The sequence below is a fragment of the Methylobacterium sp. NMS14P genome, assembly GCF_028583545.1.
In the GTDB taxonomy this organism is placed as follows: domain Bacteria; phylum Pseudomonadota; class Alphaproteobacteria; order Rhizobiales; family Beijerinckiaceae; genus Methylobacterium.
The window spans coordinates 163,752-180,387 of sequence record NZ_CP087107.1 but is presented as its reverse complement, the minus strand read 5'-3'; the positions used below and the strand labels follow the sequence as shown (position 1 = coordinate 180,387).

Genomic DNA, 16,636 nt, shown 5'->3' with positions numbered 1-16,636 from the left:
CCCGCGCTAGAGGCCGAGGTCGCGGCCCGGATGCGCGTCGGCGAGCTTGGCCCGGCGGACGTAACCCCGCATCGTCTTGAGATCCCGGTGACGGGAATGCGCCATGATCTCCTCGTCGCGCGATCCGCGCTTGTACGCCTCGGTGATGAAGCCCGCGCGGAACCCGTGGGCGGAGATCCGCTCGCGGGGGCCGGCGACGAGCCCGGCTTCCGCCGCGCGCTTCTGAACGATGCGGCCCACCGAGTCCGGGTGCAGCCCGTCGTCCATCACGGTGCCGTCCGCCCGGACGGCCCGGAAGACGTAGCCGTCGGCCGGAGCCGCCTGCAGCCAGCGCTGGAGCGCGGCAACCGGACAGGTCGCGGGGCTCCCGCCCGCCAGGACGGTCACGATCGTGCCCTCTCCGTCCTGATCACCTTTCGAATACGGTAGGAACACATCGACGGCGCCGTCCCGGAAGGCGAGATCCTCGTGGCGGATCCGCGCGACCTCGGAGCGCCGGAACGCGCCGGCGAAGCTCATCAGGAACAGGGCTCGGTCACGGAGCGCGGCCACCGTCCCTTCGCAGGCGGCCACGATCCGGAGGGTCTCGGGCACGCCGAGCGCGGCGGCCTGCTTCTTCGGCCGGCCGTAACGCCGGAACATCCCGCGCAGGGCCGCCCGCACGGCCGGATGGGCCGGGATCCACGGCAATCCTCGGAGCTTGTGCGCCTGACCGATCGTGACGAGCCGACGCTCGATCGTCGCGCGCTTGTGTGTCTCGGCCATGGAGGTGAGGTAGGTCGCCACCTGCTCGGGGCCCGCCGGCAGGGGCTCGAGGGCGTGGGTGCGGCACCACTCCGTGTAGTGCTGCCAATCGGCGCGGTAGGCCCGGCGGGAGTTTTCCGAGAGCGCCTCATCGGCGAACGCGCGGGCGCGGGCGGCAAGCGTAGCGGGCAGCGTCATGGCTCTCTCCCTCGATCGGGCCCGAGCGTGACCCTACGTCTGATAAGAAAGGGTTATCAGACGCTGCCTCAGACGGCTTCGCCGTCGCGGGGCAGGGGGCTGCGGCGGATGGTGACGCCCGAAGTCCGCCGGGTCGTTTGAGATACGCGCATCGCGCCGCGTCTCGTCGGAGGAGCGGTCGCCCTTCTCGACCGGACCCGATGCAGCGTCTCGAGCATCTTGGTCGTCCGCGCGCGCGACCAGCGCGAACTCGGCCGCGTGACGCAGATCCTGCCCGCGGCGTTCGAGGCCGCGCGGGCCGGCAAGCTGTCGGGGAAGGGTAGGGCGGGCGCCTCCTGAATCTCAGGCTGTTTCGCTCGTGCGCGCGGGGCTCCTGGGTCGAGGAGCACGCCAGCGACCACAGCTCGGAATGCGACTTGTCGGTGGATGTGAATGGCCAAGCCTTCGCCGCGAGCTACGGCGCTGGCGGGCAGGCGAGGCCGCTGTCGGTCGAGGATCGCCGAGCCGAAGCGCGTTGGCACTTCGAGCACCGGCTCCCGTGTGCAACGCGCCGTTTCGCGCTAGCCCGAGAGACTTTTGGCACATGGTTGCGTCAACGCTGCCGTCTTCGATCTCTACCGAGTCACCGAGCGGTTCAACCACTGTCCGCTGGTGCTGACGCTCATGGCCCGAAGCTGCACCGCCTAGACCGGCGGCGCCTCTCCTGCGGAGAGCCTGAAGGCGCGGCTGATCGCGGCCTGATTTCGCGATAGGAAGTTTACCCGGCGCTACTTCGCTCAGTTCAGTCTGGCGTGAGTCTAGGCTCCCCACTCCTCGCACTGTAAAATTTCAGAGGAGACACCTGCTCAGTTGATCGACCGGGTGAATCGCTTTTTCTGGACAGCGACGACGGCCTGCGTCGACTATCTCAGCCACCCTCGTCGGCGTCGCGAAAAACGCCTCCACATCATCCGTGCGACCCACTGTCTGATCCGTACTCTCTCGATTGTTACACATCTTATGCTGCATAATGATCAAGTTTTTACTCAAGCAGCAGTGTCCGACTATCTCAATTTAGAGTTCGCATAACAAACATTATGGAATTAAGAGCACAGCCCCGGGCCTGATGTCGATCATAAACTGAGTCGGGGACAGTTCATGTGTCCGGCCTCCGCCATTTCCAAGCTCGGTTGAAGCAAAGGGAGAGGGCGACTGCAGCCGACCCGAGTGCCCTCCCCTCCCCTCTCCTGAAGGCCATGCGCCAAGCAGAGCGCACATTCGATCGGGGGCCATTCAGAGATGCTGCGTGAAACCGCCGTCCGGCAGGGATGAGCGGTAAGCAACCGACCGGATCCGGCCTCGAGCAGTCCGTGCGGTTCGGAGAAGGTCCGCCGTGAGAGCGGGCGCGCTCCTTCCGAGAGGGGCGGCCTCGATCACGGTGAGCTGCCGTTGAGGTAGCCTGCTGGACCGGCGTGGAACGCCGCGGCGCCGAGTCGCTGTTCCTACCGCAGGGTCGGCGATTCGCCTGGCTTCAGGTGGCGGTCCTCGCCGTCGGGACCACCGAGCGAGACATGGCTGTTCAGGCGGCCCAAGTGCTCGAAGATGTGCTCGAACGCGTCGATCACTGCTCGCTCGAACGTGCCGTCGCCCTTGCCCTGAGCCGCTTTCAGCGCGCTGAGGAGCACATGGTGCTTTTCGATGTCGCTCGACATGACTGTCTCCTTTGCCGGACGACTTCACCGGCTTGCCGAGCCAAACACCACAGGCGGATCGGGTTCCCGGAGGCCTGGACCAGACGGCGGCCATCGCTGCCGAACCGGGGCCACGACCGGCTGCAGGCGGTCTGAGGCGCGGGAGCTTTCTCGATCGTGTCGGTCGAGGCCTGCGGAGAGAACCACGGGCACTTCAGCTGATCGATGCCGATGGCATGGTCATCCGGGCTCACCGGCGACGCACGCCCCGCCGGACCAGACCGGGACGACCTCGGCGCCTGCGTACTTGAACATTCAGGTCGTCACGAGGCTGTCGAGGTCGATCACCGGCGGTCCGATCTCGCCTTGCTCACGCGAGGTGCTGTTCCCGTCCCGCGCGAGAGATCTGCCGCCTCGGTGAGCGCCGACAACGCGCGACCCGGATCCTCCAGCCTCACGGGCGCGTCCGGATCCGGTTGATCGGCCGCTAAATCACGAGCCGCGCTTCGATCAGGTCGATCTCTCGGACGAGGCGGCGCAGGAGCACGTCATCGATGACCTGCGAGCGTCGCAGGCGATAGAGCGCTTGGCGCTCGGCCTCGATGCCCGCGAGGCGCAAACGCTTCTCGGTATTCGCGAGCTGCCGGGCGCGGCTGAGATCTTTCCGCCGCTCCGAGGTCGGCGCCTCGATACCCTCGTACCGATCCATGGCTCGGGCGCCGGCCTCGACGGCGATCGATGCATCCTCCTGCTCTTCCACGAGGCGATGCTGCAGTGCCTCGATGGCCTTCACAGCGTCGTCGCGCGCCGCGGCGCGGGCCGCATCCTCCTCGGCATCGTGGCTGGGTTCGGGTGGCAGATGGAGCCCGCGGAGCAGCGGCGGCAGGACCGTGCTCGCCAGGACGAGGGAGGTCAGGATCACGCCCATCGCCAGCAGGATCGCGAGATCCCGAGCGGGGAACGGCGTGCCGTCCTTGAGGGTCAGCGGCAGCGTGAGGATACCCGCCAGGGTGATGGCGCCCTTCACGCCGGCCAATGTCGTGGCGGCCACGAGGCGCCAGGTCGGCCCTTCGCGCTTGTCGCCGCGCCGGCGCGCCTTCACGAGCGTGAACTGGAGGGAGACCCAGACCCAGACGAACCGGATCGCCATAAGGCCCGCGGTGATGACCAGGATCCAGGCGACCAGCCAGCCCGCCCCCTGCACGTCGGCCTGCTTCACCGCGTGGCCGAACACCTCCGGAAGCTGCTCGCCCAATAGGACGAAGATCGAGCCGTTGGCAGCGAGCGCGACGGTGTCCCACACGGCGGTCCGGCGGACGCGGGTGGTGCCGAGGCTGCGCCCTTGGATCTCGACATAGGTCATGGCGATGCCCGCGGCGACCGCGGCCAGGATGCCCGAGGCATGCACGTGCTCGGCGGCGAGATAGGCACCGAACGGCGTGAGCAGGCTGAACAGGATCTGAAGGCCCGGATCCTCGCCCGTGCGCCGCCGCAGGAGGTCCTGGGCCCCCATCAGCAGGAAGGTCGTCAGGGCACCGATCCCGAGGCCTCCGAGAGCCAGCCAGACGAAGGTGGTCGCGGCCTCGGGGAGCGAGAAGGTCCCGGTGAGAGCGGCCGCGATGGCGAAGCGCAGGCAGACGAGGCCGGTGGCGTCGTTCAGGAGCGCCTCGCCCTCGAGGATGTGCATCAGGCGCCGCGGTACGGGTGCCTGAGCCGCGACCGATGAGACGGCGATCGGATCGGTCGGCGACAGGACTGCGGCCAGCGCGAACGCCACGGCGAGCGGTATCCCGGGGATCATGCCGTGGATGAGCGTCCCGATACCGAGCACCGTCAGGACGACGAGCCCGAGCGCCAGCGCCAGCACGGCCTTGCCGTCGCGGAACAGGTCTCGCTTCGGGATGCGCCATCCGTCGAGGAACAGGAGCGGCGGCAGAAAGACGAGGAAGAAGATTTCCGGATCCAGCGACGTGCTGGGCAACGGCCCGAGGGCGAGCGCCACGCCGATGACGATCTGGATCAAGGGAAGCGGCAGAGGAAGCAGGCGACCGAGGGCACCACTCACCAGAACGGACAGCAGCAAGGCCAGTACAACGGTTACGCTTTCCATCTCTCTCTTTCGCTCGGGTCGAACCGCCATGGCGAGGGTCAACGGCACCGCTCACGCACGCCACGGTGCGCCAGTGATGGCGACCCAAACCAGCCGTCGAAGTCTGACGCTGGATGTCCAACGCCGGGGGGCTGCTTGCAGGGCACCACACAGGCCGCGGCGTCTGGCATCCTGTATCGGTTCTCAGGAGCGGACGCACATCCCATCGATCCTCAACCCGGGGTGGCGACGCCACCCGCGGGATCTTTGAGCCGGAGAGGCTTGAGCACGGCGCGGCTGATCCATCGGCGGCCGCGGCGGAGGTCGAGGGCGGCCCGGCCGAGGGGCAACGAAGCGAGAGCCGAGGCACTCCGTACTCGTCGAGTCGAAGGCCGGAGGCCTCAACGTCGCGTCGCGTTCGACGGCACGACCCGCAAGACCCTGCGCATCTCAGCCAGACGGGCGGCATGTCGAACCGTCGTGGAGCCTCTGGCGGACAACTTCGTTGAGGCCGCGGACGAACATGGGCGGCGCGCGGCCGACGGGCATGAGAGGCTTCTGGGACATCATGCTTCGTTTCGCCATCGTGCGGTCGAGCACCGTCACGTGGATGAGTGCCGGCTTCGCCGCCCTCATCGTGATGACCGTGCTGGCGATTGCCGGATTCCTGTATCGCCAGCACGGCAGCGACGCGGTGCGGCATACGGTGGAGGTCGATGCGCAGCTCGCGCGCGTCATGTCCGCCCTTCAGGACGCCGAGACCGGCCAGCGCGGCTACGTGATCAGCGGGAACGCGGCCTTCCTGGCGCCGTACCTGGCCAGCCGGGACGCGTTCGACCGCAATTTCGACCGGCTGCGGGCGCTCGTGGCCGACAACGCCGAGCAGGTCGCCCAGGTGTCGCGGCTGCGGGCGCTGGCGGCGCAGTTCGCGGACGAGCTCGACAGGAGCATCGCCCTCCGTCGCGCCGGCGATGCGAGCGGCAGCGCCCGGCTGGTGGCCGAGGGCGGGGGCAAGCCGACCATGGACGCCATCCGCAGCTTGGTCGGCGCGATGGAGGCGCACGAGGCAAGCCTGCTCGATGAGCGGCAGGCCGCGGTCTCGCGCGTCGCCCTGGCCGTGTGGGCGGCGGTCGCCGCCGTCGTCACCCTGCTCGTCGTGCTGGCCACCACGGCGGTTCGCGAGGCGGGGCGGCGCGCCAGCCTCGCACGGTTCCTGCCGGAGGAACTGTCCGACCGGCTCGCCGACGAGGACGACACGCTTCGGGCCGGTCGAAGGCAGAACGCCGCCGTCGCCTTCGTCGACATGCGCGGTTCGACGACGCTGGCCGAGAACCTCGACCCGCACGCCCTCTCGGTCTTCCTCACCTCGTTCCGGCGCCGGGTGATGCGGATCGCCCGCCTCCGCGGCGGCGTGGTCGACAAGTTCCTGGGCGACGGCGCGCTCGTGGTGTTCGGCCTCCCCGAGCCGCAACCGGACGATGCGGCCCGGGCGCTCGCCTTCGCCAGGGATCTTGTCGAGGTCATCGCTCGCTGGAACGTCAAGGAAGAGGGGCACCCAGCGATCCGCATCGGCGTCGGCATCCACTACGGCGATCTGTTCTGCGGCATCATCGGCGAGGATATGCGGCTGGAATTCACGGTTCTGGGCGACACGGTGAACGTCGCGGCCCGCCTGGAGCAGGCGACGAAGGCGCACGGCGTACCGATCCTGGTGTCGGAGGCCGCGCGCCGGGCGGCCGGCACGGGCGCCGGCCGGTGGCGCGAGGTCAGCCGCACCCCGCTCCGCGGCCGGACCGAGGCCATGGCCTACTTCACCCCGGCGGAACCGGACGCGCCGAGCGACCTTCACGCTCCGCGGCAGCATCTGGCCGGAGCCGGCGCCTGAGCGAAGACACTGGGCCGAACGACAGGGAGCGCGACCGCCTTGGAAGTCATCCACGACGACCCACCGATGCCGCAGGAGATCGCGCGCGGGTTCTACCCGGCGTTCGAGGAGCAGTGGCGGAAGGCTGAGCTCGCAGGGCGTCTCGCCATGCTCGCCTTCGTGCTGGTCTGCGCCTTCGGGCTGCTGGGCCATGGCCCGTTCAGCGAGCGGGGCCTGACCAACGCCGACGGATCGATCAGCATCCGCTACGAGCCGGTGGTGCGCTTCGGTGCCCCCACGATCATCCGCTTCGACACCCGGGTCCCGCCGGGCGGCGACAAGGTCGCGGTCACCATCGCCAAGGATCTCGTGGACCAGTTCGGCCTGGAGAGCATCACGCCCCGGCCCGCGACTTGGGAGGTTGCCGGTGGCGGCATCCGTCTCGTCTTCCCGGTGCAGGCGGGCGAGCGCCACGCCCTGATCCGCTTCACGGGGTCGCCGACCTTCGGAGGCGGGGTGAACCTGACAGCCCGGCTCGACGCGGGCGAGACCCTGTCCTGGTCTCAGTACGCGGTGCCCTGATCATGAACACCGTTCTCAAGGCCGCCGCGGCCTACCTCATCGTCCTGTTCGTCATCCGGTTGATCGGGCGGCGGACGGCGAGCCAGCAGGCGCCCATCGACATGGTGGTGCTGTTCCTGTTCGGCGGCCTGAGCGTCAGCGCCATCCTCGGCGGGGACCGCTCGTTCACGGGCGCGATGAGCGCCCTGTTCACCGTCGGACTGATGCACGTCTCGGTGTCGTGGCTGAAGCTGCGCTTCGTCTGGTTCGAGCGGATCGTCGACGGCACGCCCATCGTCGTCTACCGCGACGGCGACTGGGACGAGACCAACATGCGACGCCTGCGCATGCAGCAGGCCGACGTGCGCACGGCGGCGCGTCAGCAGGGCTTGGACGACTTGGATAAGGTCGCCGTCGCCATCGTCGAGAGAGACGGGAAAGTCTCGGTCATCGAGAAGGCGTGAGATTGCCCGGCGCCACGCACGCCTCGGAACAGGGACGCCTCGGAGCTGAAGCGAATGCGCGCGTGGGCGGACCGGTACTTGGCGAACGGCCATGTCCAGGATCGTGACGAGAATAATGACGCGCCTGGACTGAACACGCGAGACCTCGGACCTCATTTCACATCCTGCCAGCGCCGCACGACGCTGGATCCTCCGTCCAGCGCCTTTCCATGGTTCACACCGGCTACGATCCGGGCCTCGTCGCGCTGTCCGTCGTCACTGCGGTGTTCGCCTCCTATGCCGCCCTCGACCTCGGGGCCCGTTTGCGCAGGCCGGATACCGGACCGTCCTGGGCCTGCCGGCCACGATCTGCGGGAGGGTCGACTTGCCGGCGCCCGAGGGCCCAGGATCCCGACACGCGATCCGGCGGCGATCCGCAGCGTGACGCCCCGCAGGACGGGATGCGCGCCGCGCCGGAAGCTCACCTCTTCGAGACTGATCTGCAGCGCGGACACGGTTGCTCCGTCGCGGCCGAACGCGTGAAGGCGGCCGCGATCTGTCGACCGACCGTGAAGATGAGCAGGACTCGTTGCTTGCCGGAAGATGCCCAACAACCCGAAAGGTCGCAATGAAACAAAGTTCTATATTGAACGCGCGAAAGACACGAAAATTCGCTCCTTCGCGGCGGATCAAGGCAAGTCTAGCCTGACGCATGCGCGATTCGGTTCGCAAGACGCTGTCGATCCCGGATCTGACGGCTGGCGGGCCGGGCGCAGAGGTGCGGGCGCGGACTGTCCGGGCGACCAATCCGCGCCCCGACCGGACGTCGCGACGTGCGGGTCGCCGGACCGGACGTCTACCCTTCCCCGTCTTCGCCATGCTGTGAGGCCGTCATTCTCCAAGTCAGCCGAAAATCGAATGACGCTTTCATTGACGCACGATGCCCGGACGTCCGAATATTGATCTGCCACGGACGGCCAGAACATCTCCGAATGACGTCCTGTTGTTTGCGGCCGGCCTGAACGAGCGTGTGATCTCTGCGACCTCGCGTCGGACAGGCGGGAACCGGGCATGCCGGCCGATCCCGTTCCGCGATGGCGTGCCGACGCCCGGAAACCTCGATCGTCATCCACGGAGACTTGCCGTGACCGGCGTCATCATCCGATCGTCTCCCCTGGACGCCTCGGCGCAGCCGCTTCTCGAAGCGCTCGTCGCCGAGTACGACGGCCGCTACGGCACGGCGGCCCGGCCAGGGGGCGCATGGTCCGAGATCCTGCGCTATCCGGCCGAGGCCTATCGGCCGCCGCTCGGCGACTTCCTGCTGATCGTGCAGGACGGCGAGACCCTCGGCGGCGGCGCTTTCATGAGCCACGACGACGAGACCGTGGAGCTGAAGCGCATCTGGACCCGCGCCGATCTGCGCCGGAGAGGACTGGCGCAGCGCATCGTGGCGGCCCTGGAAGACAGCGCGGGCCGCCTCGGATACACGCGCGCCTATCTGACCACCGGATTTCGCCAACCGGAGGCGGCCGCGCTCTACCACGCGCTCGGCTATCGACCGCTGTTCGACCCGGCCACGGATCCCGCACTGTACCGCTCCCTGCCGTTCGAGAAGCGCATCGGGACCCGTGCCGGGGAGCCTGCAGACACGCCGGTCCACGCCGCCGCCGCGTCCTTCGAGGCGGCGACGGCGCGCGTCCTCGCCCTGAAGGAGGTGCAGGAGCGTCAGGTCTTGGCGCGCCTCGCGGGGCATCGCGCGACGGCGGCCTGAGAGGCGGCCGGCACCGCATCGGCCCGGACGGGTCGCGTGCGCGGCTCGACGGCGCCCTCCTCCCGCGCCGACGGGCGCGCCGGCCGTGGAAAGTCCTCTCGGTTCACCGGCGCCGCGCAAAGTAGATCCCTCCCCCGTCGGGCCTATCTTTGGGATCTGCTTTCATTGACCTCAGTCGAGATCGACTGAAAGATCAGATCATCCCTGGGGTGCGGCGATTTGTTTTGCGTCACATCTGCTGTCGCGTCTGCGATCATCCCGGGCAGCCCGCAGACGAGGTGGCAGCCATCCTCGGCGCCGGAAAGGTGACGGTCCATGGCCTCGATCGCGATCCGGACAGGGGACCTGGGCCCGAGGATCCGGCTCCCGCTTGCCACGGCGCGCGGCCGGGGCCCGGCTACCCGATGACCTACCGCCTCAGCATGCTCGACAAGAGCCCCGTGCTCGCTGGCGAGCCCGCGGGTGCGGCGCTTCAGCGGACCGTCGCACTCGCGCAGGCTGCCGAGCGCCTGGGCTACCGTCGGCTCTGGGTGGCGGAGCACCATGCCAATCCGAATCTCGCCAGTCCGGCGCCCGAGATCCTGATCGCGTATCTCGCGGCCCGCACGCAGCATATCCGGCTCGGCGCCGGGGGCGTGCTGCTCCCGCATTACAGCCCCTACAAGGTCGCGGAGACGTTTCACCTGCTGGCGACCCTGGCCCCGGGCCGGATCGATCTCGGGGTCGGCAAGGCGCCCGGCGGGTTGCCCGAGGCGACGCAGGCCCTGCGGCGGCGGCAGGATCCGGCGCGGATACCAGCCTTCGCGGATCTGCTCGCGGAACTCGACGGCTATCTCGGCGCCGAATCCGTCACCGGACGCCCGTCGGCCCTGCCGCTGCCGCCCGAGCCGCCGGAGCGCTTCCTTCTCGGTGCCAGCCCCGACTCGGCGCGCCTGGCGGCGCGGCGGGGCTGGACCTTCGTCTTCGCCGGGCAGCTCAACGGCGACCCGGCGGCGACCGAGGCGAGTCTCGACGCCTACGCGAAGGCGGGTGGCCGGGGAGCGCCCCTGCTCGCGGTGACGGCCTTCGTCGCTCCGACGACCGAGCAGGCCCGGGCGGTGACCGATCCCCTCACGGTGGTCCGGCTCACGCTCGACGACGGCCAGAGCGTCAATCTCGGCAGCGAGGCTCAAGCGGCCGCGTATGCCCGGCAGGCCGGTGCCGCCTCGTACCACACCGAGATCCGTCGGCCGCATCTGCTCACCGGAACGGCCGACGACGTCCGGGGCGCCCTAGAGAGCCTGCGGACACGCTTCGGGATCCGCGAGTTCATCGTGGACACGCCCGCCTCCGCGACGGCCGAGCGCCTCGCCTCCGTGACGCTGCTGGCCGGCGGTGCCGCGGCTCTGGCCGCCTGATCGTGTTCCGGAAAGGCTCCCCCATGTCGCAGACGCGCCTGACCTTCGGCCTCATGCTCCAGGGCGGCGGCAGCCACATGAACGCGTGGCGTCACCCGAGCAACCCGGCCGATGCCAGCGTCAACCTCGACTTCTTCATCCGGAACGCGCGCAAGGCCGAGGCGAACGGGATCGCCTTCGCGTTCGTGGCGGACGGGCTCCACATCAACGAACGGTCAATCCCGCATTTCCTCAACCGGTTCGAGCCGCTGACGCTGCTCTCGGCGCTGGCGACGAGCACGCGCAAGCTCGGACTGGTCGGCACGGTGTCGACCTCCTACAGCGATCCCTACACGATCGCCCGGCAATTCGCCTCGCTCGACCTGATCAGCGGCGGCCGGGCGGGATGGAATGCCGTGACGTCCCCGCTCGAGGGATCCGGGCGCAATTACAGCCGGCCCCATCCCGAGCACGCGCTCCGTTACGAGATCGCGCAGGAACATCTCGACGTCGTGAAGGGCCTGTGGGATTCCTGGGACGACGACGCCTTCGTCCGCGAGCGGGCAAGCGGCCGCTTCTTCGATCGCGACAAGCTGCACCGGCTCGACCACGCCGGGCGGTTCTTCCAGGTGGAGGGGCCGCTGAACATCCAGCGCTCGCGGCAGGGCCAGCCGGTCCTGTTCCAGGCGGGCGCCTCCGAGGCGGGCATCGGCCTCGCGGGCCGCCACGCCGACGCGGTCTTCGCCAACCACGTGCCCCTCGCGGAGGCGCAGGCCCTCTACAGCGCCATTAAGACGAGCGCGGTGGCGCAGGGTCGCCGCGCGGACGACGTGCGGATCTTCCCCGGCGCGGGCCCGATCGTCGGCCGCACGCGGGCCGAGGCCGAGGAGAAGTACCACGCGATCCGCGACCTGATCTCGGTCGAGGAGGCGCTGGCCTATCTCGGACGCTACTTCGACCACCACGATTTCGGCCGCTATCCCCTCGACGGTCCATTCCCGGATCTCGGCGATCTCGGTAAGAACAGCTTCCGATCCACGACGGACCGCATCAAGCGCAACGCGGCCGCGCAGGGGCAGACCCTGCGCGAGGCGGCGCTGGAGGCCGCGACGCCGCGCACCGACCTGATCGGCTCGGCCGAGGAGGTCGCCGACATCCTGATCGCGCGGGTCGAGACGGGTGCCGCGGACGGCTTCGTGCTGGGCTTCCCCGTCATCGGCCAGGGGCTCGACGACTTCGTCGACCTCGTCATCCCGGTGCTCGAGGCGCGCGGCGTCTACGACCGGACGCTGCCGGGATGGACGCTGCGCGATCATCTCGGGCTGCCGCGCCGCGAGAGCCGTTACGCGGCGCCGGGCGCGACCGCGCCGGCGCGCCGGGCCGGATGAAGGCGTCGCCAATGGGTCTCCACGCCACAATCGCCGATCCGGGGATCGATCCAGGCATCTGGGCCGCCCGCGACGCGTTCATCGCGCTGCGACGCGACCTCCACCGGCATCCCGAACTCGCCTTCCAGGAGGTCCGCACGAGCGGTCTCGTGGCGGAGCGTCTGCGCGGCTACGGATACGCCGTCACGACCGGGCTCGCCGGCACGGGCGTCGTCGGCGTCCTGCGCAAAGGCCGGGGCGAGCGCCGGCTCGGCCTGCGCGCCGACATGGACGCGCTGCCGATCGCCGAGGCGACCGACCTCCCCTACCGCTCGGAGGCTCCGGGTCGCATGCATGCCTGCGGGCACGACGGGCACACCGCGATCCTGCTCGCCGCCGCCCAGCGGCTCGCCGCTGCGGATTTCTCCGGGACCCTGACGCTGATCTTCCAGCCGGCCGAGGAGATCGGCGCCGGGGCGTGCGGGCTCCTCGAGGCCGGGCTGTTCGAGCGCTTCCCCGTCGACGCCGTCTATGGCCTGCACAACTGGCCCGGCGTCGCGCGCGGCCAGTTCGGCCTCATCGCAGGGCCGGCCATGGCGGCGGTGGACAAGGCCGAACTCCGGATCGTCGGCCGGGGCGGACACGGCGCCGCGCCCCACGAGGCGGCCGACCCCGTCGTCGCGGCGTCCGCCGTCGTCCTGGCGCTGCAGAGCATCGTCGCGCGCAACGTGGATCCGCGCGAGGCCGCAGTCGTCACCGTCGGCGCGATCCGTGGCGGGGAGGCCTCGAACGTCATCCCCGACAGCGTCGATCTCACCCTCAACATCCGCAGCTTTGACGCGGACGTCCGCAACCGGCTGGAGGCGCGCATCGCGGCGATCGCCCGGCATGTCGCGGAGGGGTACGGGGCGCGGGCGGACCTGCGCTACCGCCGCGGCATACCGGCCCTGGTCAACCACCCGGCGGAAACGGCGTTCGCCCGCGACGTGGCGCGGCACGCCTTCGGATCCGGGCGGATCGAGGCCGACTTCCGGCCGCGCATGGCGAGCGAGGACTTCGCCTTCCTGCTGGAGGCCCGCCCCGGCGCGTATCTCTTCGTGGGCAACGGCGACAGCGCGCCGCTGCACAGCGCCCTCTACGACTTCGACGACGCGATCCTCGCGCCGGCGGCGAGTCTCTGGGTCAGCCTCGCCCGAAGCTTCCTCGCCTGACGGCACGATCGGGGATCCCGCCGCCATGTCCGATCAGATGGTCTTCACGACACCCCTCGACCCGCTCGCCCGGCCGCTCCTCGATCAGCTGACCCGGGAATACCTCACGCGCTACGGCAGGCCTGTCGGAGACCTGCCGGGCGCCGCGATGAAACGCGATCCGGCCGAACTCCTCGCCCCGCCGGACGGCAATTTCGTCCTGCTCCTGCGCGACGGACGGGCCATCGCGGGCGGCGCGTTCAAGCGCCACGATCCCTACACGGCCGAACTGAAGCGGGTCTGGACCGATGCGGCGCTCCGTCGACAGGGTCTGGCGCGACAGATCGTCGAGACGCTGGAGACGCAGGCCAAGCGGCAGGGCTACGACCGCATCTGCCTGACGACGGGCTTCCGCGAGCCCGAGGCCCGGGAGCTGTATCTGCAGCTCGGCTACACGCCGCGCTTCGACGTGGCCGTCGATCCGGAGATCTTCAGGCTCCTGCCCTTCGAGAAGGTCCTGCGCCCCAAGGTCGTGCCGCTGCGGCGGCCGCCGGGGCATCGACCCATCCGCCACGCCTCCTGAGCGCGAGGCCCGTCGACCGTCCGAACGGAAGTCCCCATGACTCTCGCAAGCACCGCGGCGGCCCTCCCCGCTCACAGCGAGGTGGCAGCCCAGAGCCGCGATCTCAGCAGCCTTCGGGTCGTCCCGGCCCGCTATCCGGCGCGCATCCTCGGCAGCGTCGGCGCGGCGGCGGCGATCGGCACGATCCTGTACGCGGTCCTCGCCAATCCCCGGTGGGGCTGGGACGTCTTCGCGCAATGGTTCTTTGCCGAGCCGGTGCTGGTCGGGCTCGGGCGGACGCTGCTGCTGACCCTTCTGGGCTCGGTCCTCGGCTTCCTCCTGGGCACGCTCCTGGCCCTGGCCCGCCTGTCCGGATCGCCGCTTCTGGCCGCGCTGTCCTGGGGCTACGCTTGGCTGTTCCGCTCGATCCCGCTGATCGTGCTGCTGCTGATCCTCAACAATCTCGGATACCTCTACGCGACGATCCGGCTCGGCGTGCCGTTCACGGACTGGACCTTTGCGTCCTGGCAGACGACGCAGCTGATCACGCCGTTCCTGGCCGCCGTCCTCGGGCTGACGCTGAACGCCGCCGCCTTCTCGTCCGAGATCGTCCGCGGCGGCATCCTGGCGGTGGATCAGGGCCAGCACGAGGCCGCCGCAGCGCTGGGGCTTCCGCGCCGCCGCCAGATCACCCGCATCGTGCTGCCGCAGGCGATGCGGGCGATCCTGCCGGCCGCGTTCAACGAGGTCATCAGCATCGCCAAGGGCACTTCCCAGGTCTACATCCTGGCGCTGCCCGAACTGTTCTACACAATTCAGGTAATCTACAGGCGCAATCTGGAGGTCATCCCGCTGCTGATGGTGGCGACGGTCTGGTATCTGGTCATCCTGAGCGCGCTCTCCTTCGTCCAGCACCACATCGAGCGCTACTACGCCCGCGGCGCGCTCCGGGATCCGTCCGCCTCCCGCATCTCGCAGGTACTCGGATGGCTGCAGCCCCGACGGGACCGCCGCGCCGCGATCCCGGGAGCCCCCGCGATCGCGGCCGATCCGGTGTTCCGCCCGGGCGGCGAGATCCGGATCACCGGCGTCACGAAGAGCTTCGGTCGGCTCGCGGTGCTCGTCGACGTCAGCCTCGTCCTGCGGCCGGGCAGCGTGACCGCGATCATAGGCAGGTCCGGTTCCGGCAAGTCGACGCTGCTGCGGACGATCAACCATCTCGAGCGCGTCGATGCGGGCTTCGTCGCCATCGACAGCGCGCTGATCGGCTACCGGCAGGACGGCGAGACGCTCTACGAACTCAAGGAGGCGGAGATCCTGAAGCGCCGCGCTGACGTCGGCATGGTGTTCCAGACCTTCAACCTGTTTCCCCACCTCACCGCCCTCGAGAACATCGTCGAAGCGCCGGTGACGGTGCGCGGCGTTTCCCGCGCGCAGGCGCTGGCCGAGGCGCGCGCGCTCCTCGCCCGGGTCGGTCTCGCCGAGAAGGCGGACGCGTTTCCCCGCCAATTGTCCGGCGGCCAGCAGCAGCGCGTCGCGATTGCCCGGGCCCTGGCGCTCAAACCGAAGGTCCTGCTCTTCGACGAGCCGACCTCCGCGCTCGACCCCGAGCTGGTCGGCGAGGTGCTGGACGTGATCAAGGCGCTGGCCCGCTCGGGCACGACCCTGGTGATCGTGACGCACGAGATCGGCTTCGCCCGCGAGGTCGCCGACCACGTGGTCTTCATGGAGGAAGGCCGGATCCTGGAACAGGGCCCCCCGGCGCGCGTGCTCGCCGATCCGGACCATCCGCGGACCCGCGCCTTCCTCGCCAAGGTACTCTGACCCTCCTGCAGCAGGACAACGCCCGTGCTCACCCGTCGCGCCACGCTCGCCCGCCTCGCCGGCACGGCCCTCGCCTGCGCGCCCGTCCGGATCGCCGCGGCGGCCGGGATCGATCTCTCGCCGGGCCAGCCCGGCCGGGTCCGTGCCCAGCGCGACCCGGCGGCCATCGCGCGGGTGACCGCGGACGCGCGCTTCGCCCGGGACGGCGACTTCACGGTGGCGGTCAACCCGGCGCGCTTCCCCTTCGGCGGATATGCCACCGATACGCAGACGATCATCGGGTCAGAGCCCGACATGGCTCAGATCATCGCCGACGCGCTGGGGCGGACCTTGGTGATCGTGCCGGTCGCCTGGGCCGACTGGCCGCTCGGCGTGACCTCCGGCAAGTACGACGCGGTCATCGCCAACGTCACCGTCACCGAGCAGCGCAAGGAGAAGTTCGACTTCTCGACCTATCGCAAGGATCTGCTCGGCTTCTACGTCAAGTCGGACAACCCGCTGACCATCCGCCAGCCGCAGGACGTCGCAGGCCTCCGGATCATCGTGTCCTCCGGGACCAACCAGGAGCAAATTCTCCTGCGCTGGAACGAGCAGAACCGTCAGGCCGGGCTCAAACCTGTCGAGATCCAGTATTACGACGACGATGTCGTCCTGTATCTTGCTTTGGAATCCGGACGGGCGGACGCCTATCTGGGACCGAACGCGCTCCTGAGCTTCAATGCCGCGCGCGCGGGCAAGACGCGGCTCGCCGGCAATTTCAGCGGCGGCTGGCCGGTTCTGGCCGAGATCGCCGTGACAACGCGCAAGGGGGCCGGCCTCGCCGAGGCCATCACCCAGGCGATCAACACGCAGATCCGCAGCGGGAGCTACGCGAAGGCTCTGGAGCGCTGGAACCTCTCGGCCGAGGCCATCGCGGAATCCCGGACCAACCCGCCGGGCCTGCCGAGAGCCTGATGGGCGGGCCGATCGTCCCTCCG

Annotated in this window: 14 protein-coding genes; 11 read left to right on the top strand and 3 right to left on the bottom strand. The window is 69.6% G+C overall.

The window, feature by feature from the left end:
• Nucleotides 1–6: 6 nt before the first annotated feature.
• The 3 genes from LOK46_RS30660 to LOK46_RS30650 form a co-directional block, all read right to left on the bottom strand.
• Nucleotides 7–942, bottom strand: coding sequence for a site-specific integrase (locus tag LOK46_RS30660; RefSeq protein ID WP_273565116.1), 936 nt, complete (start codon nt 940–942; stop codon nt 7–9).
• A gap of 1,481 nt (nt 943–2,423) precedes the next feature.
• Entirely contained in the window at nt 2,424–2,633 is a 210-nt protein-coding gene (locus tag LOK46_RS30655) for a hypothetical protein (RefSeq protein WP_273565115.1), read from the bottom strand.
• A gap of 466 nt (nt 2,634–3,099) precedes the next feature.
• Nucleotides 3,100–4,722, bottom strand: a complete 1,623-nt coding sequence (locus tag LOK46_RS30650) for a Na+/H+ antiporter (protein ID WP_273565114.1) — start codon at nt 4,720–4,722, stop codon at nt 3,100–3,102.
• Between the two features lie 526 nt (nt 4,723–5,248).
• Here LOK46_RS30650 and LOK46_RS30645 point away from each other — a divergent pair.
• The 11 genes from LOK46_RS30645 (at nt 5,249) to LOK46_RS30595 (ending at nt 16,613) form a co-directional block, all read left to right on the top strand.
• Complete coding sequence (locus LOK46_RS30645; RefSeq protein WP_273565113.1) at nt 5,249–6,586, top strand: adenylate/guanylate cyclase domain-containing protein; 1,338 nt, start codon at nt 5,249–5,251, stop codon at nt 6,584–6,586.
• Between the two features lie 39 nt (nt 6,587–6,625).
• Entirely contained in the window at nt 6,626–7,147 is a 522-nt protein-coding gene (locus LOK46_RS30640) for a hypothetical protein (protein ID WP_273565112.1), read from the top strand.
• Nucleotides 7,148–7,149: 2 nt separating this feature from the next.
• The gene (locus LOK46_RS30635; protein WP_273565111.1) at nt 7,150–7,590 is read left to right on the top strand and encodes a DUF421 domain-containing protein; all 441 of its coding nucleotides are present in this window, start codon (nt 7,150–7,152) and stop codon (nt 7,588–7,590) included.
• 209 nt (nt 7,591–7,799) lie between these two features.
• Nucleotides 7,800–8,201 (top strand): MHYT domain-containing protein, encoded by a 402-nt coding sequence (locus LOK46_RS32990; protein WP_443192924.1) that lies wholly within the window; start codon nt 7,800–7,802, stop codon nt 8,199–8,201.
• Nucleotides 8,202–8,713: 512 nt separating this feature from the next.
• A complete protein-coding gene (locus tag LOK46_RS30625) occupies nt 8,714–9,340 on the top strand; it encodes a GNAT family N-acetyltransferase (protein ID WP_273565110.1) in 627 nt (208 codons plus the stop codon).
• 404 nt (nt 9,341–9,744) lie between these two features.
• Nucleotides 9,745–10,737 carry an MsnO8 family LLM class oxidoreductase gene (locus LOK46_RS30620; RefSeq protein WP_273565109.1) on the top strand — a complete coding sequence of 331 codons (993 nt, stop codon included), beginning with the start codon at nt 9,745–9,747 and terminating at the stop codon, nt 10,735–10,737.
• 23 nt (nt 10,738–10,760) lie between these two features.
• A complete protein-coding gene (locus LOK46_RS30615) occupies nt 10,761–12,104 on the top strand; it encodes an LLM class flavin-dependent oxidoreductase (protein ID WP_273565108.1) in 1,344 nt (447 codons plus the stop codon).
• A gap of 11 nt (nt 12,105–12,115) precedes the next feature.
• The gene (locus LOK46_RS30610; RefSeq protein WP_273565107.1) at nt 12,116–13,294 is read left to right on the top strand and encodes a M20 aminoacylase family protein; all 1,179 of its coding nucleotides are present in this window, start codon (nt 12,116–12,118) and stop codon (nt 13,292–13,294) included.
• Nucleotides 13,295–13,319: 25 nt separating this feature from the next.
• Nucleotides 13,320–13,856 (top strand): GNAT family N-acetyltransferase, encoded by a 537-nt coding sequence (locus LOK46_RS30605; protein ID WP_273565106.1) that lies wholly within the window; start codon nt 13,320–13,322, stop codon nt 13,854–13,856.
• A gap of 36 nt (nt 13,857–13,892) precedes the next feature.
• Nucleotides 13,893–15,659: an amino acid ABC transporter permease/ATP-binding protein gene (locus tag LOK46_RS30600; protein ID WP_273565105.1), complete on the top strand. Its 1,767-nt coding sequence runs from the start codon at nt 13,893–13,895 to the stop codon at nt 15,657–15,659.
• A 24-nt stretch (nt 15,660–15,683) separates the two neighbouring features.
• The gene (locus tag LOK46_RS30595; RefSeq protein ID WP_273565104.1) at nt 15,684–16,613 is read left to right on the top strand and encodes an ABC transporter substrate-binding protein; all 930 of its coding nucleotides are present in this window, start codon (nt 15,684–15,686) and stop codon (nt 16,611–16,613) included.
• Nucleotides 16,614–16,636 lie beyond the last annotated feature (23 nt).